Origin of the sequence: Candidatus Nitrosocosmicus oleophilus, assembly GCF_000802205.1 — an archaeon.
GTDB classification, from domain to species: Archaea; Thermoproteota; Nitrososphaeria; order Nitrososphaerales; family Nitrososphaeraceae; genus Nitrosocosmicus; species Nitrosocosmicus oleophilus.
The window spans coordinates 422,227-442,196 of sequence record NZ_CP012850.1; the positions used below are offsets into that span (position 1 = coordinate 422,227).

The following is a 19,970-nucleotide window of genomic DNA, read 5'->3' on the forward strand; positions in this document are numbered from 1 at the left end:
CATTGACAACCATCAAATAAGATATCAGAGTCCTAGAAAATTATCAAGAAGACAAAATAAATTATTTTCGTCTTATTTGATCAAAATTAAAATGAGAAACTATTTTGTAATTATATGACTCATATTCTCCAATATAAAGACTGTATGTTCCGCCTGAGATACAACTTTGTTATTACCTTCAACAAGAATAGGATAGGATCTGATATTCTTCTTCTTAATAAGATAGTCCAACATTTCACGAGCCTTAGATTCAGTAAAATCATTTACTAGCCAACGTAACGCAAATGGAAGTGTCTTAAATCTATTCCACAAATATACGATAAATTCATCCGTGTCCTTATTTTTCGTAGGTTTTCTTGATACTAGTGAAAAAATATTTTTGATCTTACCCTCATAAACTACGCCTAGTCCGTCTTTAGTTGTTACAAATGGTTCTATTGCGTAGGCCTGATTAGGCATTAGTGAAAATGAAGGTCCGTAAGTCTTAATGTTAGGGATAGATTTTCCGGCATGTATGACATACTGTTCTAAAGAGTGTCCACTAAGATTTTGAATCGGTTTTAGACCATTATATGTTATGGTATTCTCAATTATTTTTCCAATCTCACTCGATTTAGTAGCACTTTTTGCAATCTTGGTAGCTTCATCTAATGACAATTCTGCTATTTTTATTAATTGATCATATTTTGAATCATATGAAATAGAAACTGCGGTATCTGCAACGTAACCATTTATATGCACACCTAAATCAATTTTAACAACGTCAGTATCCTTTATTACAATTTGATCGTCAGGTTCGGCAGTATAATGAGCAGCTATCTCATTCAAACTAATATTAACAGGAAAAGCAGGTTGACCTCCTCGCTCATTTATTTCGCTCTCGATAGAATCACATATTTCATAAAGCGTCCTACCGACATGATTTTTTTTCCTAGCGTTTTCTCTAACTTGAGCAGCTATATGACCTGCACGAATATAATTATCTAGAGACATGAATTAGAGATAATAACCCCCCACAATATAACAATATAACAATATAACAATATAACAATAATGCAAATAATGATTTATATTAATTGAAATAAGATTAAAATTAGACAAAAAATTTCTCATTAGAAAGGGATCGTAGTCTAGCTTGGTAGGATGCCAGCCTTGGGCGCTGGAGGTCGTCGGTTCAAATCCGGCCGGTCCCATTATTAATTAATAGCCAGAAACAAAAAGAAAAAAACTATACTCTTCTGCCTCTACGACCCCCAGGTTTTCTAGTAGTATCATGAGGAACCGGTGTAACGTCATCTATTCTACCTATACGAAATCCAGCCCGAGCCAGGGCTCTTATAGCAGCCTGAGCACCAGGGCCAGGAATTCTTGGTCCAACCCCACCCACTGCTCTTACGCGTATATGGAGTGCATTAATACCCTTTGTTTTGGCAGCGTCAGCTGCAGAAACGGCAGATTTCATAGCTGCGTATGGGGAAGATTCGTAACGATCTGCTGTTACATGGCGTCCACCCGAACTAATGGAAATAGTTTCTGCACCACTTATGTCAGTTATATGGACTAAAGTATTATTATAACTACTAAAAATATGGGCTACCCCCCATTTATACTGAGTAATTTCCTCTTGTGACATGAATGTAGAATTTTTTGATTGTCACATTTAAAAACCTTCTTAAGTAAAATGCGCATACCCTTTGTTTTTAAGCAATTTTTTATTTCCATTGGAAGTGAGAACAAATACTCGCCCAATCCCACTAACTACTTTGCCAATAATATACAATTTTAGGTGACGCACTTTCAATATCTCGGAAACTTCCACTAGATTTTTTTCTGATATTGTTCCTACTATATTGTATTCCTCACCTCCATAAAATACAAGGTCGTGAAAATCAAGATTATTTATTGATAAAAATTCCTTCAATCTTGGTGGAATAGGAATTTTGTCCTCTTCGATTAGTAAATTCACCCCACTTTGCTTTGATAGCTCGTGTAATGAAGAGGCAAGGCCATCACTAGAATCCATGGATGAAGAAAAATAACGGGCAATATATATTCCAAATTCATAAGAAGGAGAAGGTATTAAGACAGAATCAACAGATCTTCTCCTAAAGTAACTATCGGGGCATGATAGATTGTTCATGAGAATTTTCAATCCCGAGGAACTGTAACCGAAAATACCAGAAACAACCACATAATCACCAATACACGCACCATTTCTTCTAGGTATGTTTGCTACCGAAGATAAAGATCCAAACATACAACAATCAATTATGATTTCCTTAGATTCGTTAATATCTCCACCAACAATATCTATTCCAAACTCTTTTGAAGCTAAAGACAAGCCATTAATTAGTCTAGAAATTTCAGAGTTTTTTAATGATTTGGGTAAACCTAATGATATTAAAGCTGCTTTTGGCATTATTCCTTTTGAAACCAGATCACTTACGCTAGAAACTACAGATTTTCGGGCTATTTGTTCAAAGGTCATTTTGGGTGGGACGTCAGTATGTTCAACCAACATATCACATGTAATAGCCAAAAATTTATTATCATTAAATTCATTAGAAGAAGAATTTAATGAATCTAAGGGCATAATGGATATGTCATCCTTACCTATATATGGTTCCATATTGTTGTTACCAAATTTAGATATAATTATGTTCAGTATTTGTTTTTCATTAAATTTTTTCATAAATTTCAATTATTTTATTATGAAATAATTTATACATAGGATCTGCTTTTTCTTTTGTTGATTCTAATGATATTCTAAGTGCATGTTCAGTATTTGAGAAACGTATTAGAACCCAAGAACTATCGTCCAGAACAAATTTCAAACCATCGGTATTTATTACATCTGTTGAATAGGATTTTAATGAAGACAATATCTTCTCAAAGAGATCTTTACTATCAATTTTAGGATCTATGGGATGCTTTGTTCGTATTTGTTTAAATTTTGAGGATAGATTCATACATTCATTAATTGTATTCTGATCTAATGAGCTAATAATAACGCTCGCCAATAACCCATCCCTACAAGAAGTAAAGCTTGGCATGATGAATCCGCCGCTACTTCCTTCTCCACCCGCTTGTGAATCGGTTTCAAACATTCTTTTTATCACGTTTGATTCTCCAACTTTAGAGATAAAGACTTGACCACCATGATTTTTGACATATTGTTCAATTGAGAGACTAGAGTCAAGACTAATGGTAAATCTTTTGAATCCGTTATTGCGTACAACGCCGGCAATACATAACAATAAGGTCGAATCAGGATTAAGCTGAATTCCCTGATTATTAACGATTACCAGTCGATCCCCATCTACGTCAAAGGCAAAACCAAAATTCAACTTATTTATTTTAACTAATTCACACAATTCCACTAAGGGATCAGACGTCGGATCGGGGCCGCGAGATGAGAACCCCAGCTTATCATTTATTCCAAGGTATTTTACATGATAGGAATCAAGCAAATGATTAGCATAATTGCATGCTGCCCCTCCTCCAAAATCAATACCAACTTTGAAATCATCATTTAATTGATTTGATTTTGGAACATAGTTTACTATATCGTTTAAAAAGCTAGCATTAATTTTGAAATATTGGCCAATATTAGCATGATCTTGAATTTTCGTTTTTAATACCTGATCTAAATCTTCCTCAAATAATCCTCGCCCTTTTATAAGCATCTTCAATCCATTCCAAGTTAGCGGATTATGTGATGCTGTAATCATTAAGGCACCAGAATATTTTCTGGACTCCCTAAATAAAACTGGTGTAGGTGCAATACCCAGATCATAAACACTAATGCCTTGTTCTAAAAGACATCCGATTACGATATCTGTAATTATGCCTCCTGATGGTCTACTATCTCTTGCAATTACACAAGTCAGTATATCGTAATTATTTTTCAAATAAGATCCATAAACCCTAGAAAAACGGGCTATCTCTTGTATACTAAGGTCATCTCCAAATATCCCCCTTATTCCTGAGATAGATATCTTCACGAAAATAATGAGATAGATGCAATAATTTATGTTAACTGGATGAAAAAAGAAAAGTAAAAGATCAGGAGAAACGTGAACCGGTTAACAGTACTTCGCATTGTTCACAGATTCTTTTGTCTATATTTGACTCAATACTATGGTGGACATCACATATTATGAAAGTATATCTCATAAAATTACATAGTTGAATAAATTTTGTCATCGTACTTGGAGAATAAGCATTATTTGTAGAAAGATCTTTGGATATATCGTTTATCATTTTCATAACTTCAAAATTATCCTCCAGTTTAGCTACCAAAGTAAGATCACCCCGTGTTCCTCTGATATAATTACTAACTGCCGCCTGAGTAATCCCAAGAAGTTTTGCGACTGTTTCTTCTTTTAGATCATAATCTCGGATTAATCTTTTAGACAAAATAGCACGAATAGCAGGAATCAAAGACTTGGATTCAATCTCAGAGGGTAATAACATAATAATAATTCCTAAATTTCTAATTATATAAAGATTTTTTAAAAATCATGATAAACAAAAAATAATTGGGTGATATGGATTTAGCCCTCTTCCCAGCCTTTATCAAATACACCGTTTTTATGTAATGGAACTGGTTGGCCTGCAGTATATTCTAATGGTCTCATCCAGAATATAGCATGAGTTGGACAAACACCTAGACATGCACCGTCAGAAATACATCTCTCGGGATAAAAGACAAATGCTTTGCCTCTTTTCCAACCTTCAACAGGTTTAACACGAAGTACATCCGGACCTAATGCGGTACAAATTTCTACACAAAGCGCACACCCAATGCATCTTTGTTCATCAACATCTGGAAGTATAGCAATTGGCATCTAATAATTCACTACTCGTCTTGTAACGATAAAACTATTTAAACTATATGCCAATAACAAAACAGTGTTATACAAAAGATAAAAAAACTAGATAATAATATCTATTTTTTAATTTGACGCATTACGTCTACTTGACCACTATGAAGCCAGTCTTTCAATTCTTCATGTGATGGTTTTGTATCATGTTTACCCTGAAGATGAAGATGGAGTAATACATAATTTACCTGATTCAATAAAACCTTGTTGGCTTCATCGCCCTTGCGAGCTTTTGCTTTTAATTCCTCCGGAACGGTTGCCCACCATTCCTCAAATGATCTTACCATTAAAAAATCAGCGCTTAGTTACTTTATAAATATTTTGAAATAATAAACCACAGATATAGAAATCAGCATGAAAAAAACTTAATTACGACCTAAAAAATACATATAACCTATAATCAGTTTTTAAGGTATGCCCTTTTTGATTGATGATATTAATTACGCACAAAAGGAACTAAACATATTTAGATCAAAAACCTTCTATATCAAAGATGGGCCGATTCATGAGAGATTCATTTTTCCTTTTCTTTGCGGTTCATATTTCACATACAGAAAGGTAGACGTAGAAAGAATAACCTCTTTAGCTAAAGCGATATCTAAAGATCCCACTTACCTAGATGTTGGATGTGGTTATGGCGATTTCTTGGAAAAAATTATTCAATATCTACCTAATGCAGAAGGTATTGAAAAGAGCGCCGACATATTCTTCAAATTAGGAAGATACAAGCCAGATTATATTAAAATTGGTGATGCTTATAATGGGATAGAAAAAAAGTACGATCTAATCTTTGTCGGATGGATGGAGCCTGGAGTAGATTACAGGGATAAAATTGCTGCAAGTACAGATGTAATAATTACAACTTTCGATAAGGGTGGACAATGTGGAATGAATGGAGAATGCGAAATGGATGAATACGGGTTTGAAAAAATAGCGAGTTGGATAACCCCATCCTGGATTGATGTTAATACGGAACTATTGAACAAATATTATTCAAAAATATCAAATAGAACTATTGAATTTCTAAAACAGCTAAGGGGAGCACACAATTTATGGTATGTTTATTCTAAACCAAAATACAAAGACATCATAAAAGAAACATTAATCAAATCTAGTAAGAAAGATTACAATAAGGATGTTTATGAGCATGAAAAAATCTTGGATGAATGTGGATTTAGTTATAATGAAATGCTCCCTTCAAACCCAGATATTTGTTTATGGAAAATAAATTTTGAGGAATAATGCCTCCAGAAATAAGTGATTTGGGTATTGCATTAAATGCATTAAAAGAATTTAGAAAATATTCTATTTCATCGCATCATGAGAGATTCATTTTTCCTTTTCTTTGCGGTTCATATTTCACATACAGAAAGGTAGACGTAGAAAGAATAACCTCTTTAGCTAAAGCGATATCTAAAGATCCCACTTACCTAGATGTTGGATGTGGTTATGGCGATTTCTTGGAAAAAATTATTCAATATCTACCTAATGCAGAAGGTATTGAAAAGAGCGCCGACATATTCTTCAAATTAGGAAGATACAAGCCAGATTATATTAAAATTGGTGATGCTTATAATGGGATAGAAAAAAAGTACGATCTAATCTTTGTCGGATGGATGGAGCCTGGAGTAGATTACAGGGATAAAATTGCTGCAAGTACAGATGTAATAATTACAACTTTGGATCAAGGTTTGAGCCTTGCAGTAGAGTTTGAGGGACACGGGTTTGAAAAAATAGCGAGTTGGATAACCCCATCCTGGGACGATATAAACACAGAAATAACTAACAAATATTATTCAAAAATATCAAATAGAACTATTGAATTTCTAAAACAGCTAAGGGGAGCACACAATTTATGGTATGTTTATTCTAAACCAAAATACAAAGACATCATAAAAGAAACATTAAGAAAATGTCTTAAATATGAAGGGCAAAGAGAAATACACACATATGAATTTGAGGATGTCTTAGATGACGCAGGATATGGGTATTTAGAGAGCATTAAAACTAGTAATGAAGAGTATTTATTGTGGAATATTGATTTTAGTTAGTAATAATGCAAAAAGACTAATATGATAATTAAATTAAGTAGTTTTCATTGAAAGTTACAACGTTAGGAGCTGCCAGAGAAGTTGGAAGGTCCGCATTCTTGATTAATTCAAATAATACAAATATTCTACTAGATTACGGAGTTCTTTTGAAAAAGGAACCTCTTTTTCCGATTCAAGTGAATCCAAAGGATATTGATGCAGTCGTAATAACCCATGCACATCTGGATCATTCAGGATGTGTTCCATCTCTTTTTCTTCAAGAAGATTTGAATCTAGAAGCTTTAGCAACTATGCCTACATTTGAACTATCCGAGCTGCTAATTCAAGATATGATAAAAATATCAGGCTTCTATCTTCCTTTTCAGTATCATGATTTAGTGAACATGTTAAATCATGCAAGACATCTAGATTACAAGAGTAGTCACGCCATAAGGGACACAAGCATTACTTTTCATGAATCTGGACATGTTATCGGTGGTGCAACAGTTTTAGTTGAATCTGATGGAAAAAAACTATTCTACACCGGCGATATGAATACACGAGGTTCCAAGGTACTCAGACCCGCCGACCTTGATGTAGGTGAAATTGATATGTTAATAATTGAGAGTACTTATTCCCAGGCAGAGCAAGTTCCCAGGGAACAATCTGAAAGAGAATTAGTAAAATTTGCAAAGGAAGTGGTCGAGAGGAATGGTATATTTTTCATACCCGCATTTTCTGTGGAAAGAGCCCAAGAAATTGCTTGCGTACTTAAAACATATAATTTTCCATACAAAATTGCTATGGATGGGATGGCATTAAAAACCAACGATATCATGCTCAGATATCCAAAGTATCTTAGAGACCCTCAAATGTTTAAGAGTTCAATTGAAGATGTTGAAAGAATAACGAGTTGGCAAAGGAGGAAAAGAGTAGTTAAAGAACCCGGAGTAATAATCTCTCCAGCTGGTATGTTAGTTGGCGGTACAGCGGTTTTTTATATAGAGGAAATTTGTAAGAGCCAATACAATGGAATTGCTCTAGTTTCCTATCAAGGAGAAGGAACGCCAGGAAGATCTTTACTCGATAAGAGACAAGTAACTTATAATGGAAGAACAATAAAATGTTTGGCAGAAGTAAATAGATTTGACTTTTCAGGACATAACAGTAGAACAGAATTATTTGAGATTTTGGATAAGGTGAAAGGAAACCCTCAAGTATTGACTGTTCATGGCGATAACTTATCATGTACCAAATTTGCAGAAGAAATTGTTGAAAAGTATGGGTATAAGGCTCATGCTCCAGATACCGGTGAAATAACCACTGTTTAACCAAGAATGCGATATTACCTATAACAACAACCCCCAGTAAAATTATCTAACAATTGAATAACAGATATACTATCAATATTAATTCAACCATTAATAGCGGACAATCCTTTCTTTGGGAAAAAAGAGATAAATCATGGTATGGAATATATGAAGAATCGGTATTAAAAATAACCGAATATGAAAAAAACGGTGAGAAAGCATATGAATATGATTCTTTTCCTAAAATAGAGAATTGGCAACAACATGTTTTTAGATTTGATGACAAATACGATCGGATTATGAAAGAAATTTCTGGAAAGGACTCAATAATAGACAATGTAACGAAAAAATATCGGGGATTACGAATTATGAGACAAAGACCAATTCAATGTATTATATCATTCCTATGTTCTAGTAATAATAATATTCCAAGAATTCGCCTGATTTTGAGAAATCTCTCCAAAAAATTTGGAAAAAAAGTTGAATGGGATGGTAATGAATTTTATACATTTCCAAGTCTACTAACGCTACACACTACTTCTGTACCAGAGCTCTTACTTTGTGGATTAGGATATAGAGCAGAATTTGTAATAAAAACAGTAAGAGAAATAATAAAACAAGAAACGGATATGGTAAAATTAGCAGAAATGGATTACGATAAAGCAAAACAAGAAATATTGAAGTTAAGTGGAGTTGGAGACAAAATAGCGGATTGTATATTATTATTTTCTTTGAACAAATTAGAAGCATTTCCAATTGATACTTGGATTATAAAATTTTTTCAAAAAAAATTGAATCAAATCTTAGACGAAGATATGAAAATAAAGGAAAAGATTACTCCCAACCAATATAGAGCGTTATCGAAAAAAATTAGAGAACACTATGGAAGATATTCTGGATATGCCCAGCAATATCTTTATTATAGTATCAGAGAGGAAAATGGAAGAAAATGGTAGTAGGCTTTAATCTATCTATTTATTTCTCTTTTTTTTATTATCGTCCGATTTCTTTGAAGATGTAGGAGTTGATTTCCTAGAACTAGAAGAGGTATTTTTTGTTGTTTTGGGTTTGGGGGACGTCCTAGAACTAGAGGTATTTTTTGTTGTTTTGGGTTTGGGGGACGTCCTAGAACTAGAGGTATTTTTTGTTGTTTTGGTGGCAACATTTTTCTCTATTTTTAGTATTCTTTTATCCATTTCCTTAAGTAAAGATTGAGTCTGTTTAATAGATACGGACTGTTTTTCAATAGAACTGAGACCTTTTTGTAATGGTTGCGTTACTTTTTGTATCTTTTGAATTTCTTTAAATAGTTTATCCACATTTTTACTAATGATCTCTAAGTTTTTAGTTATAGGAGTTAAATCGATGTCCCTATGATCAGAACTCTTTTTCACCGTTTCCTTTCTATTTGTGCGATTCGATTTTTCTTCATCATCCTCTTCATCATCCTCTTCATCATCCTCTTCATCATCCTCTTCATCATCCTCTTCATCATCCTCTTCTAATTCTAATTCATCATCCTCTTCTAATTCTAATTCATCATCCTCTTCCTCTTCATCATCCTCTTCTAATTCCTTTTCTAATTCCTTTTCTAATTCTTCTTTTTTATCTTCGTTATTATCTAAATTATCAGATTTCGAAGTGTCATCATCAGTAGATAGAACGCGATCATCAGCTGCTATTATTTTCTCTTTTTTATTATCAATAATAGGAAAATGTTGAACTTCTAAAGACATATCTATACAGTGAAATAAAATACCAAATATTAAAACTGATCTCTATAAAATATTACAAAGTAATAAAAAAATACTAGCTAACTTAGTGGTTTCAATTCCTCCGTAAAAGTATTGTAAATAGACAATGCTTCTTCTTCGCTTTTCGCTCCCACAATCGTGGCGGCTCCACTCGTAAGGAAGCTAATAAGTAGTTGATTTTGAAAGGACACTGTTATACCCAAATTGCCTTTTGATTTCAATATATACCCATTAGATTCGGCAATTTTTAAAATGTTTGATAAATCAACCTCGTTTGTAATTTGAGCTGGGGTAACGGTGTATGTTCTCTTGCCTCGATCTCTTCCGCATAATTCTTCTACCATAATAGATGGTATTTTGATATCTTTTTGTTCAACATGCAATCCGCAGGAGGGACATTCATCATGTCTATTCATCTGAATTTTATCAAAAACTAAATCATTTAGATCTACGTATAATAATTTATTGACTAAGGATGGCTGCTGTCCAATTGCGATTTTTACTGCTTCAGATACTTGAATTCCAGAGACAAGATAAAGAATTGATGGATGTACTCCCTCAGTGCTACACGTTGGCATTTCATCCTCAGACAATTCAGGAAAGATGCATCTAAGACAAGCACTATGATTTGGGAGGATAGTACAGACCGAACCAACCATTCCAAGTGCTCCAGCATAAATAAAAGGTATCCCTAGTCTTAAACAAGCATCGTTTAAAGCATATCTAGCATCGATACTATCCAAAGCATCAATAACTATATCATATCCTTTAATTATTTTTTCAGCGGTAAATTTAGTAACAGAAATGGGAATAGCTTCTATTTTGACACCAGGATTCATTTTCTGTAAACGTTCCAAGGCAGCTTCAACTTTTACCTTTCCTATATCTGCATCAGTGTACAAATGTTGTCTGTGAAGATTAGAGATCTCTATTACATCTCTGTCAACTATTCGAATCTCTCCAATTCCCATTCCAACTAATTGAGCTAAAACTGGGTTTCCTATTCCTCCTGCACCGACTACACATATTTTTGTATCTTTGAGTTTTTCCATCCCGACATAACCAATTTCCTCGAGCATAATTTGTCTTGAATATCTCAACATATCTTGATTAGTTATTTCAGCTCCGCCGGCAACTGCAGGTAGAATATAAATAGAATCACCTTCTTTCAAAACTGAACCCATCCCTGCATTGTTAAAACGCATATTTTTTCCATTAATATAAATATTAATTAATGCTCTAGGCTTTCCGTTAATGTCTATAACTCTACGTTTAAAATCATCACCCATAATACCGGATACAATGTTGAATGCTTCATCTAAAGTTGAAGCATCAATAGACATTTTTTTTTCTCCTGCACCTTTGTTTAAAACTGATGGAACAACAAATTCTATTGTGGTCAATTTATAATTAACACCGTAATTTTTCGATTTATATCCGTTTGTTCAACGTATCATTGCGGAAACTAGCCTGATATCAGGTTTTACTGAACTAGGAGTAGGAAGAAGATCAGTAATAGATTCAGTAGTTTTAAGTCCGTTACCAGTAACATAACACACTATATTTTCATCTTTATCGATTTTATTTTCCTCTATTAGTTTCTTTAAAACACCTACTGCCACACCACCAGCAGGTTCAGTGAATATTCCTTCGGATTTTGCAAGCAATAAAATGGCATTTTTAATTTCAGAATCAGTAACTTTCTCGCCTATTCCATTAAATTGTCTTAGACGTTTAAGTACGTATAATCCGTCACCAGGATCTCCTATGGCTAAGCTTTTTGCAACAGTATCAGGCTTTTCTACGGGTATAACTTCATTAGATCTATTCTTATAAGCATCAACAATAGGGGCACATCCATTAGGTTGGGCAGCAATTATCCTTAAATTAGAAATATCAGAAATTAATCCTAGATTCATTATTTCTTCAAATCCTTTACAAATGGCATTCAACATAGCTCCACTTCCCACTGGAATTACTAGTACATCAGGGACGATCCAATTCAATTGTTCCAATACTTCAAACGCTAGTGTTTTAGAGCCTTCGACGTAGTAAGGTCGCATATTTATATTTACAATTCCATAGCCATTAGAATCTCCAATTACTGAAGCGATCCTGTTAGCATCATCATAGGTACCATCCACAGCTACAAATTTGCCTCCATATGACAAAGCTTGTGCGATTTTAACATCTTCTATGTCAGAGGGTGCGAAAATGTAACAAGGTAAATTTGCTTTTGCTGCATGAGCGGCGGTAGCAGATGCGAGATTTCCAGTAGATGCACAACCCACGGCAGATAAATTCATCTCTTTAGCTTTTGATACTGCAACCCCTGCGGGCCTATCCTTAAAAGAGAAAGTTGGATTTACAGAATCGTTTTTAATGTATAAATTCTTAAATCCGCCAAGACTATTGCCCAAATTATCTGCTTTTTGTAATGGAGTGATCGCACCATTTAAACTGACTATATTTTTCTTGTCTTCTATTGGAAGAATTTCAAAATATCGCCAATAAGTTAAATCTGAACGACTTTCAAATGTATTCCTAGTAATGGTAGTATCTATTTTATATTGGACATCTAACGGCCCAAAGCAATCCTCACAGATATATATAAATCTTGGGGAATACTCTTTATTACATTCTCTACATTTTAGTGCACTTATAATTCCCATTATTTCTGAATACAAGAGAACAATATGATAGATAAATCTCTCTAAATAATATTTAGTATTACTTAACTTTGCTATTAGGAACCAATCAGCCTAATTCATTATGAAAACATGAACGATTTCCTGTATGACAAGCAGGTTTCATAGAATTAACCAGATATAATAATGCATCAGAATCACAATCAACTAATATTTTTTCTACTGGTTGAATATTCCCCGATTCTTCGCCTTTCATCCACAATCTATTATGAGAAGTGCTCCAAAAATGTGCATTTCCAGTTTCAACGGTTTTGGTTAAGGCGTACTTATTTGCATACCCAAGCATCAAAATATCTTTAGTTCTTATATCTTGAACCACTACAGGGATGATTCCATTTCGTTTTTCAAAATCGATTTTATCTATGGATTTTAACAACCTGAAATATTGGATCGAAAAGGTATAAGAATTTTCTATAATACTAAAATTTACTCCCAAATCTTGGGGTATTTTTATTAAATAGTATGAGATACTCATTACAACAAAGACATAATTGTTGCTAATAAATAATTGGAATAAACCTAGTGACGAGAAAACTCTGCATATAGGATTTGATGACACTGATTCAGTAAATGGAAGATGCACCACCCACCTATCTTATTTAATATCAAATATGCTAATAAGAAAATTTCAGGTAGAATTTGTTGATTTTCCACTGTTAATAAGACTAAATCCCAACGTTCCTCTTAAAACTAGAGGAAATGGTGCAGTCTGTCTAAGAATAAGAGGTGGAAATTATGAAAAAATCAAAGAGGAGATCACTCATTTCATAGAAAACTATTCCGAATTAGAAAACGGAGCCAATCCGGGTTTAGTTTTTTATGAAGGAAATAGCATTGACAAAGACTTGACATCGTTTAGTGAAAGTGCTATGGATACCATATTAAGTAAACAACTAGCCATAAAAATAGCTAGGAAGAATCATATACAATTCAGCATTTTTGGAAAAGGATATGGAATTGTAGGTGCACTTGCAGCAACAGGTTGTCTTTTAGATTCAGATCACACATTTGAAACAATTGCATACAGAAGTAAAGAAAATATTGGAACTAACAGAAAAACGGATGACTTTAAAGTAAGAAAATTAAGCGAGCAATCATATCCATATACTTACAATAATTTTGACATTAAAAATAATAGAATACTAATTACCCCTCGTGGGCCTGACCCGGTGTTTTGTGGTATTAGAGGAGAAGATCCATTTATAACCACATTATTTCTGAAGAACTTGTGTATAGAAGAAGAATTAGACGGCTACATGATATTCAGATCAAATCAAGGAACGAATTTACATCTAGTCAAAGAGAACAGTGGAATTAATATTAAACCATATACCTCAGGACGTATAACTTGTCATGTTGTATCTACACCATCGGTAATTAATGGTGGACATGTAATTTTCAAAATAAGGGATGGGTTTGGCAGTATCTTACCAGTTGCGGTTTACCAACCTACGGGTCTAACAAAGATTGCAAGTATGTTGATAATTGGAGATAGGATCGAGGTAGGGTATGGCTCACATTTAAAATCAAATAATCAAATTACACTTAACCTAGAATATCTCATAATCAAAGAATTAGCAAGAGCGTATAATATTAGAAACCCCACGTGCGAAAAGTGTTCTAAGAATATGAAATCAGAGGGAAAGAATAAAGGATATCAGTGTTATATTTGTAAAACAAGAATTAGAAATGGTGTAAAAATAAAGACAGAAAAAAATAGAAAACTAAAGTCTGGTCTATATATTCCGGAACCTATTGCTCATCGACATCTCACCAAACCATCATCCAGGTATGGTATGGAAAAGAGATTTAATAGTATGGAAATAAAGCAGCTACTAAAAAGTACAAAGTGGATAAAAGATAGCGGGGGGTTGATTTGAACTTACGGCTGGCTTTATAGGCACAGAAACCGCTCTGCGGGTTATGAGCCCGCCGGGATAACCTAGCCCCTAAAAAGGTCTGGCTTCCCCACCCCGCTAAATAATATTGGTAATATAAGGAGTATATATACGGTATAGATGAATGAATTGAATCGAGACTAAGCAAGAAAAAGAGATTTATTCCCGGTTTTTTATTTGCGAGACTATGTCTTGTTAGGTAATATAAACAAATCAAAAATATTTGATATGGCGATAACAATTAATTAGTTTATCATTGTAACTTGTCATCTTTCATTGCCAAATAATACTGTATTTGTTGGAGTATATCATCATCTTAAAGGTCTAACATTAGATATAGGCACGCTGGAAAAGGCTTGGATAGGGATAAAAAAGAAACTTAAGTTTCTAATGCGGGAGATGGGATTTGAACCCACGGACCCCTAAGAGATGAGGTATCTCAATTATCCTGGTTTCTGAGCATCGTGTTTTAAACATCTCACGCCTTTGACCAGGCTTGGCAACTCCCGCATAAAATATTTTTAAAAAGCCCAACATATATTCTAATAAAAAATGTAAAGATCACTCCACACCAGCTCCACCTACAAGATTTACAAAAATATCATCTAATGTGATTGGAGATACAGAAAAGGACAAATTATTGCGAACTAAAATATCAGATATTTCTCTTAGATTATGCTCAAAAGTAAATAGTCTTATAGAGTCAGAACTCATACTAATTGTTTTCCCAAAAGAATTAATGAAGTTTCTTAAATCATAAACATTATAATCCTTTGATATGTTGATGTCAATTCTTATTTGATAATTTAGAGTATTTCTTAAATCGTTCATGTTGCCTCTAGAAACGACTCTACCTTCATCAATAATGAATATAGAATCAGACAACATTTCGGCTTCATCCATATAATGAGTAGTTAAAATAATTGTTATTCCTTTATTTTTCCAATCTTTTATAATAGACCATACCTGTCGTCGTGATACTGGATCCAAACCTATAGTAGGTTCATCCAAAAATAACAAAGGTGATTCAGTTGCCATGGCCATCCCAACCAAAATTTTCTGTTTCATTCCTCCGGATAGATTCAATGCAGGAATATCTTTTGCAGAAAAGAGATCAAGTCTTTGTAATATGTCAGATGTTTTCTGCGATGCGGACTCTTTCTTTTCGCCTCGTATCCGCAACCAATTATAGATATGATCCCACGGAGTTAATGCACGCAAGGGTCTTCCTTCCTGTGGAACTATAGAAATTTTTTGACGTATTTTTTCTGGAGATTTGAGTACATCGTCACCGAACACTAATATCCTTCCTGATGTAGGTAACAATTGAGTAGAACAAATACGTATAAAGGTAGTTTTTCCGGCACCATTTCTTCCCAATAATGTAGATATCCTTCCTTTTTCGATTTGTAAAGAGATATCACTTAATGCCTTTTTATTGGAATTTTTGTATATTTTGCTTACATTAAAAGATTCTATAGCTAACATATAGTATTGATCGAAATTTGTATGAAAAATAGTTTTTATAGTTCATTTTTTTTGAATTCATTTGACAAATCTTTCAAAAGACTTTTTTGGATATCATTAATCTTATCAGGCAGTTTTACTTCGATTTTTACGTATTGGCTTCCTCTTCCAAATTTTCCATATCTTGGCAAACCTTTTCCTTTGATTTTAAAAACAGCATTAGCTTTGGTACAAGCAGGAATTTTCAATTTTTCAGTTCCATCTATGGTTGGAATCCTTGTTTCCGTTCCTAATATCAAGTCAATGAATGAAACATCATAATTATACATCAAATCTCCATCATCAAGTACTTTAAAAAGTTGATGTGGGAGTACATGAACACGTACTAATAAATCGCCATTCATTCCGCCCTGAATGCTTTCCCCTTTTCCTGAAATTCTTAGTGTTACTCCATCCTCAACACCAGAGGGTATATCGATCTTAAGGTTATTTGTTTTTCTAACTTTACCATTACCATGACAAGTATTACAAGGTTTTTCTATTATTTTACCTTCTCCGTGGCAAGTATTACAGGTATCTAAAGAAATAAAGGTGGAAAACTGATTTTGGTTATAAACCCTGCGGGTTTGTCCTTGGCCGTTACATGTAGGACAAATTTTTGGTGAAGTTCCTGGGGAAGCGCCTGTCCCGGAACAAACCGAACAGTCTTCGATTGTTGGAATTTGTATCTCTTCCTTCTTACCTTTAACTACTTCCTCCAAAGTCATGTCTACGTCATACAGTAAATCTCTGCCTCTTTGTCTTCTGTTTGAGGTTCTGGAATTGAAGCTAAAGGGATCATTATTAAAACCGCCACCTCTACCACCGCCCATTCTACCAAAAATCTGTTCAAAAATATCACCTACATTGCCAAAGCCAATATCTTTAAAAATTTCTGCGAAATTGTCTTCGGATCCCCTAAATACTTCCTCATTACCCACATGACCGTATGTATCATATCGTTTACGTTTCTCCTGATCGGATAGGACAGCGTATGCTTCAGAAATTTCTTTGAATTTTTCTTCTGCTTCAGGCGATTTATTACGATCTGGGTGATATTTTAACGCAAGTTTTCTATATACAGATTTTAGCTCATCCTTAGTAACAGTTTTTTGAACTCCAAGTACATCATAATAATCTTTTTTACTCATAACAAATCACAAAAATAAAGTGTGGAATTATTCTCTTAATCAAGTATTATTTGATTTGTTGGCGGCGGTGGCGTCTTCCGCAGCAGCAGTAGCAGTAGCAGCAGACTTTTGATCGCTATTTTCAGGATTTTGATTAAAAGTACTATCATTGGGAGGTGGGGTATCGGACCCCACATACCCTGGGTTTGAAGCGTTAGCAGCATTTTGTTGAACGGCTTGATAAGCAGCTGTACTTATTTCAGCTAATGCGTTCTTTAAATCGGTTATTTTTGTTTTTATGGCTTCCACATTATTGGCTGATATTGATTCTTTTAATTCCTGGATTGATTTATTTACTTTATCCTTTTGCTCTGGGGTTACTTTATCTTTTAAGTCTTGATTAATCAATTTTTCTGCAGAATATAGTAAATTGTCTGATTCATTCTTTAATTCTGCTTCTTCTCGTTTCTTTTTATCTACTTCAGCAAATGCATCCGAATCTTTCTTTAATTTTTCGATTTCCTCTTTAGATAATTTAGAGCTCGCCGATATAGTAATCTTTGATTCTTTAGATGTAGCAAGATCTTTGGCGGTCACGTTCAAAATTCCGTTGGTATCGATATCAAACGTGACCTCTATTTGTGGAACACTTCTAGGAGCAGGCGGAATACCCGACAAATTAAACATGCCTAGTGAAACACAATCAGAAGCCATAGTTCTCTCACCCTGGACCACATGGATTGTAACTGCGGTCTGATAATCTGCAGCGGTAGTGAATACCTTACTCTTTTTGGTAGGAATAGTAGTATTTCGTTCAATTAGAGTTTCTTTAAGTCCACCCATAACTTCCACACCAAGAGTCAAAGGAGTAACATCAACCAACAAAATATCAGTAGATACTTCACCTGAAATTATTGCACCTTGAATTGCAGCTCCCAAAGCAACTGCTTCCATTGGATCAACACCACGTTCAGGTTCCTTGTTCATGACAGATTTTACAAATTCTCTTACTATTGGCATCCGTGTAGGGCCCCCAACCAAAACTATTTTTTCGATATCTGAAGCCGACAACTTTGCATCCTTGATAGCTTGTAGCATTGGATTTCTGCATCGTTCTACCACTGGACGCAATAATTCCTCCAATTTTGCTCTATTCAAAGGAATAGCAAAGTTCTTTGGACCAGTGGATTGATCGTATGCCAAAAATGGTAGGTTTATTTCCGTGGTGACTATGTTTGATAATTCGATTTTTGCCTTCTCTGCAGCTTCTCTAACTCTCATCATCGCTGCTTTATCATTTTTGATGTCTATTCCAGATTGGTTTTTAAATTCATTTACAAGATAATCTATCAAAATATTATCCATATCTGTGCCCCCAAGTTGAGTATCACCTGAAGTACTCTTGACCTCAAATACACCACCACCCATTTCCATAATGGTAACATCTAAGGTCCCTCCTCCAAAATCAAAGACCATAATTTTGAGATCATGTTGGACTTTATCTAATCCAAATGCTAGTGAAGCAGCGGTGGGTTCATTAATTATCCTTACTACTTCTAGTCCGGCAATTTCTCCAGCATCTTTTGTTGCTTGTCTCTGATTGTCATTAAAGTAAGCAGGAACAGTAATTACAGCTTTATTGACCGTATCGCCAAGAAATGCTTCAGCATCCTTCTTGATCTTTTGAAGAATAAATGCAGATACTTGTTGTGGAGTATATTCTTTCCCTAATGCTTTAAATTTGTAATCAGTACCCATTTTCCTTTTAGCGGCAATGACAGTTCCCTCAGGATTTGAAAGCATTTGACGTCTAGCAGGTTCCCCAACCATTAATTGACCATCCTGCGAAAATGCAACTACTGATGGAAAGGCTTTCCCTCCTATTGAGGCGCCTTCAGCAGCTTGTATTATAACTGGCTTTCCACCGATCAAAGAAGCAGCGGCAGAATTACTAGTTCCTAAATCAATTCCTATTATTTTTCCCATTTAAACTTCATCTCCTTTTGTATCCTCTTTATTATCATTATCGATATTTTTAATTATCTTTTTGGAAACCTCTACTAAACTCGGACGAAGGACACGATCATTTAATAAATAACCCTTCCTAATTTCCTTAGTAATAATATTTTCTTCTGCATCATCTTCAACGTAAGAGAATCCTATAATTTCATGAAAGTTAGGATCAAAAACATTATTCAAAGCTTTGATTTCTAAAACATTTTCTTTTTCTAAAAAGAGATCAATATTTTTTAGTATATTCATCAATCCTTCGAGAATTGAAATATCGACTTTGTGGTGTTTTAATGTATCTAATGCACGTATAAAATCTTCGCGGAAATTCACCACGGTTGACAAAATATCTGCCTTCACGGAAAGTACCCTCAAGGCATTTTGTTTTTCAATATTTTTTCTATAATTATCGAAATCTGCTAAACTATATTTTAATTTGTTAAATGTCTCGTCATACAATTTTCGATAGTGTTCCAAGTCGTCTCTTGTTTCCTTTAATTCGGCAGCCATATCTTCAATGGATAAATCAGTTTTTAAATTTTGATTAGATTTATCAGTGTTATCATCTAATAACAGATAATCATTATCTTGATCATTTTTTACTTGATCTTTGTTTTTAGTCTTATCCATAATAATAAATTTGGTTAAATCTAATAATTACATATCGATTATAGCGAAACACGGAAGCAAAGAAAATAAGATAAGAATATGTTGCATCCAGCCGATATCACGATTTGT

At 34.1% G+C, this 19,970-nt stretch carries 20 protein-coding genes and 3 tRNA genes; 6 read left to right on the forward strand and 17 right to left on the reverse strand.

Annotated features, from left to right (window positions below; all coding sequences use genetic code 11):
- Positions 1–99: 99 nt before the first annotated feature.
- Complete coding sequence (map, locus tag NMY3_RS02075; RefSeq protein WP_196817301.1) at positions 100–993, reverse strand: type II methionyl aminopeptidase; 894 nt, start codon at positions 991–993, stop codon at positions 100–102.
- A gap of 126 nt (positions 994–1,119) precedes the next feature.
- Here map and NMY3_RS02080 point away from each other — a divergent pair.
- Positions 1,120–1,193 (forward strand) — tRNA-Pro (locus tag NMY3_RS02080).
- A gap of 35 nt (positions 1,194–1,228) precedes the next feature.
- On the opposite strand, the gene NMY3_RS02085 is transcribed toward NMY3_RS02080, so the two are convergent.
- The 6 genes from NMY3_RS02085 to NMY3_RS02110 form a co-directional block, all read right to left on the reverse strand.
- Complete coding sequence (locus NMY3_RS02085) at positions 1,229–1,633, reverse strand: 30S ribosomal protein S11 (protein WP_134483782.1); 405 nt, start codon at positions 1,631–1,633, stop codon at positions 1,229–1,231.
- A gap of 39 nt (positions 1,634–1,672) precedes the next feature.
- On the reverse strand, positions 1,673–2,692 hold the full coding sequence (thiL, locus tag NMY3_RS02090) for a thiamine-phosphate kinase (protein ID WP_196817302.1): 1,020 nt from the start codon (positions 2,690–2,692) through the stop codon (positions 1,673–1,675).
- A complete protein-coding gene (locus NMY3_RS02095) occupies positions 2,679–4,004 on the reverse strand; it encodes a hypothetical protein (RefSeq protein WP_196817303.1) in 1,326 nt (441 codons plus the stop codon). The genes thiL and NMY3_RS02095 overlap by 14 nt, the downstream gene beginning before the upstream one ends.
- A 61-nt stretch (positions 4,005–4,065) precedes the next feature.
- On the reverse strand, positions 4,066–4,476 hold the full coding sequence (locus tag NMY3_RS02100; RefSeq protein ID WP_196817304.1) for a transcriptional regulator: 411 nt from the start codon (positions 4,474–4,476) through the stop codon (positions 4,066–4,068).
- An 80-nt stretch (positions 4,477–4,556) separates the two neighbouring features.
- A complete protein-coding gene (locus tag NMY3_RS02105; RefSeq protein WP_196817305.1) occupies positions 4,557–4,850 on the reverse strand; it encodes a 4Fe-4S dicluster domain-containing protein in 294 nt (97 codons plus the stop codon).
- A gap of 101 nt (positions 4,851–4,951) precedes the next feature.
- Positions 4,952–5,173: a hypothetical protein gene (locus NMY3_RS02110; RefSeq protein ID WP_196817306.1), complete on the reverse strand. Its 222-nt coding sequence runs from the start codon at positions 5,171–5,173 to the stop codon at positions 4,952–4,954.
- A 127-nt stretch (positions 5,174–5,300) separates the two neighbouring features.
- On the opposite strand from NMY3_RS02110, the gene NMY3_RS02115 reads away from it, so the two are divergent.
- From NMY3_RS02115 to NMY3_RS02130, 4 genes are read left to right on the forward strand one after another with little or no spacing between them, the layout of a single operon-like run.
- Complete coding sequence (locus tag NMY3_RS02115; protein WP_196817307.1) at positions 5,301–6,128, forward strand: hypothetical protein; 828 nt, start codon at positions 5,301–5,303, stop codon at positions 6,126–6,128.
- A complete protein-coding gene (locus tag NMY3_RS02120; protein ID WP_196817308.1) occupies positions 6,128–6,937 on the forward strand; it encodes a hypothetical protein in 810 nt (269 codons plus the stop codon). The genes NMY3_RS02115 and NMY3_RS02120 overlap by 1 nt, the downstream gene beginning before the upstream one ends.
- Before the next feature lie 47 nt (positions 6,938–6,984).
- Complete coding sequence (locus NMY3_RS02125; RefSeq protein WP_196817309.1) at positions 6,985–8,247, forward strand: MBL fold metallo-hydrolase; 1,263 nt, start codon at positions 6,985–6,987, stop codon at positions 8,245–8,247.
- A 53-nt stretch (positions 8,248–8,300) separates the two neighbouring features.
- Positions 8,301–9,182 (forward strand): DNA-3-methyladenine glycosylase 2, encoded by an 882-nt coding sequence (locus NMY3_RS02130; protein ID WP_196817310.1) that lies wholly within the window; start codon positions 8,301–8,303, stop codon positions 9,180–9,182.
- A gap of 15 nt (positions 9,183–9,197) precedes the next feature.
- Here the strand turns inward: NMY3_RS02130 and NMY3_RS02135 are convergent, their stop codons facing one another.
- The 4 genes from NMY3_RS02135 to hisI form a co-directional block, all read right to left on the reverse strand.
- Entirely contained in the window at positions 9,198–9,962 is a 765-nt protein-coding gene (locus NMY3_RS02135) for a hypothetical protein (protein ID WP_196817311.1), read from the reverse strand.
- A 77-nt stretch (positions 9,963–10,039) separates the two neighbouring features.
- Complete coding sequence (locus NMY3_RS02140) at positions 10,040–11,383, reverse strand: ThiF family adenylyltransferase (protein WP_196817312.1); 1,344 nt, start codon at positions 11,381–11,383, stop codon at positions 10,040–10,042.
- Positions 11,384–11,425: 42 nt separating this feature from the next.
- Entirely contained in the window at positions 11,426–12,652 is a 1,227-nt protein-coding gene (gene thrC / locus NMY3_RS02145; RefSeq protein ID WP_196817313.1) for a threonine synthase, read from the reverse strand.
- 85 nt (positions 12,653–12,737) lie between these two features.
- Entirely contained in the window at positions 12,738–13,064 is a 327-nt protein-coding gene (gene hisI, locus NMY3_RS02150; protein WP_425319420.1) for a phosphoribosyl-AMP cyclohydrolase, read from the reverse strand.
- Between the two features lie 118 nt (positions 13,065–13,182).
- On the opposite strand from hisI, the gene NMY3_RS02155 reads away from it, so the two are divergent.
- Positions 13,183–14,568 (forward strand): tRNA(Ile)(2)-agmatinylcytidine synthase, encoded by a 1,386-nt coding sequence (locus tag NMY3_RS02155; protein WP_196817315.1) that lies wholly within the window; start codon positions 13,183–13,185, stop codon positions 14,566–14,568.
- Here the strand turns inward: NMY3_RS02155 and NMY3_RS02160 are convergent.
- From NMY3_RS02160 to NMY3_RS02185, 6 genes are all read right to left on the reverse strand, one after another.
- A tRNA-Met gene (locus tag NMY3_RS02160) sits at positions 14,550–14,666 on the reverse strand. The two genes, NMY3_RS02155 and NMY3_RS02160, sit on opposite strands and share 19 nt — an antisense overlap.
- Positions 14,667–14,977: 311 nt before the next feature.
- Positions 14,978–15,096 (reverse strand) — tRNA-Leu (locus NMY3_RS02165).
- Between the two features lie 51 nt (positions 15,097–15,147).
- Positions 15,148–16,074 (reverse strand): ABC transporter ATP-binding protein, encoded by a 927-nt coding sequence (locus NMY3_RS02170; protein WP_196817316.1) that lies wholly within the window; start codon positions 16,072–16,074, stop codon positions 15,148–15,150.
- Between the two features lie 35 nt (positions 16,075–16,109).
- Positions 16,110–17,243, reverse strand: a complete 1,134-nt coding sequence (gene dnaJ, locus NMY3_RS02175; RefSeq protein ID WP_196817317.1) for a molecular chaperone DnaJ — start codon at positions 17,241–17,243, stop codon at positions 16,110–16,112.
- 39 nt (positions 17,244–17,282) lie between these two features.
- Positions 17,283–19,208, reverse strand: coding sequence for a molecular chaperone DnaK (gene dnaK, locus NMY3_RS02180; RefSeq protein ID WP_196817318.1), 1,926 nt, complete (start codon positions 19,206–19,208; stop codon positions 17,283–17,285).
- Entirely contained in the window at positions 19,209–19,862 is a 654-nt protein-coding gene (locus NMY3_RS02185) for a nucleotide exchange factor GrpE (RefSeq protein ID WP_196817319.1), read from the reverse strand.
- Between the last annotated feature and the right edge of the window lie 108 nt (positions 19,863–19,970).

Excerpts from the sequence above, each read along its gene's own strand:
- NMY3_RS02110 (WP_196817306.1), bottom strand. The coding sequence starts at position 5,173 with ATGGTAAGATCATTTGAGGAATGGTGGGCAACCGTTCCGGAGGAATTA.
- map (WP_196817301.1), bottom strand. The coding sequence starts at position 993 with ATGTCTCTAGATAATTATATTCGTGCAGGTCATATAGCTGCTCAAGTT.
- NMY3_RS02100 (WP_196817304.1), bottom strand. The coding sequence starts at position 4,476 with ATGTTATTACCCTCTGAGATTGAATCCAAGTCTTTGATTCCTGCTATT.
- dnaJ (WP_196817317.1), bottom strand. The coding sequence starts at position 17,243 with ATGAGTAAAAAAGATTATTATGATGTACTTGGAGTTCAAAAAACTGTT.
- NMY3_RS02185 (WP_196817319.1), bottom strand. The coding sequence starts at position 19,862 with ATGGATAAGACTAAAAACAAAGATCAAGTAAAAAATGATCAAGATAAT.
- NMY3_RS02170 (WP_196817316.1), bottom strand. The coding sequence starts at position 16,074 with ATGTTAGCTATAGAATCTTTTAATGTAAGCAAAATATACAAAAATTCC.
- thiL (WP_196817302.1), bottom strand. The coding sequence starts at position 2,692 with ATGAAAAAATTTAATGAAAAACAAATACTGAACATAATTATATCTAAA.
- NMY3_RS02135 (WP_196817311.1), bottom strand. The coding sequence starts at position 9,962 with ATGTCTTTAGAAGTTCAACATTTTCCTATTATTGATAATAAAAAAGAG.
- NMY3_RS02120 (WP_196817308.1), top strand. The coding sequence starts at position 6,128 with ATGCCTCCAGAAATAAGTGATTTGGGTATTGCATTAAATGCATTAAAA.
- thrC (WP_196817313.1), bottom strand. The coding sequence starts at position 12,652 with ATGGGAATTATAAGTGCACTAAAATGTAGAGAATGTAATAAAGAGTAT.
- dnaK (WP_196817318.1), bottom strand. The coding sequence starts at position 19,208 with ATGGGAAAAATAATAGGAATTGATTTAGGAACTAGTAATTCTGCCGCT.
- NMY3_RS02115 (WP_196817307.1), top strand. The coding sequence starts at position 5,301 with ATGCCCTTTTTGATTGATGATATTAATTACGCACAAAAGGAACTAAAC.
- NMY3_RS02105 (WP_196817305.1), bottom strand. The coding sequence starts at position 4,850 with ATGCCAATTGCTATACTTCCAGATGTTGATGAACAAAGATGCATTGGG.
- NMY3_RS02085 (WP_134483782.1), bottom strand. The coding sequence starts at position 1,633 with ATGTCACAAGAGGAAATTACTCAGTATAAATGGGGGGTAGCCCATATT.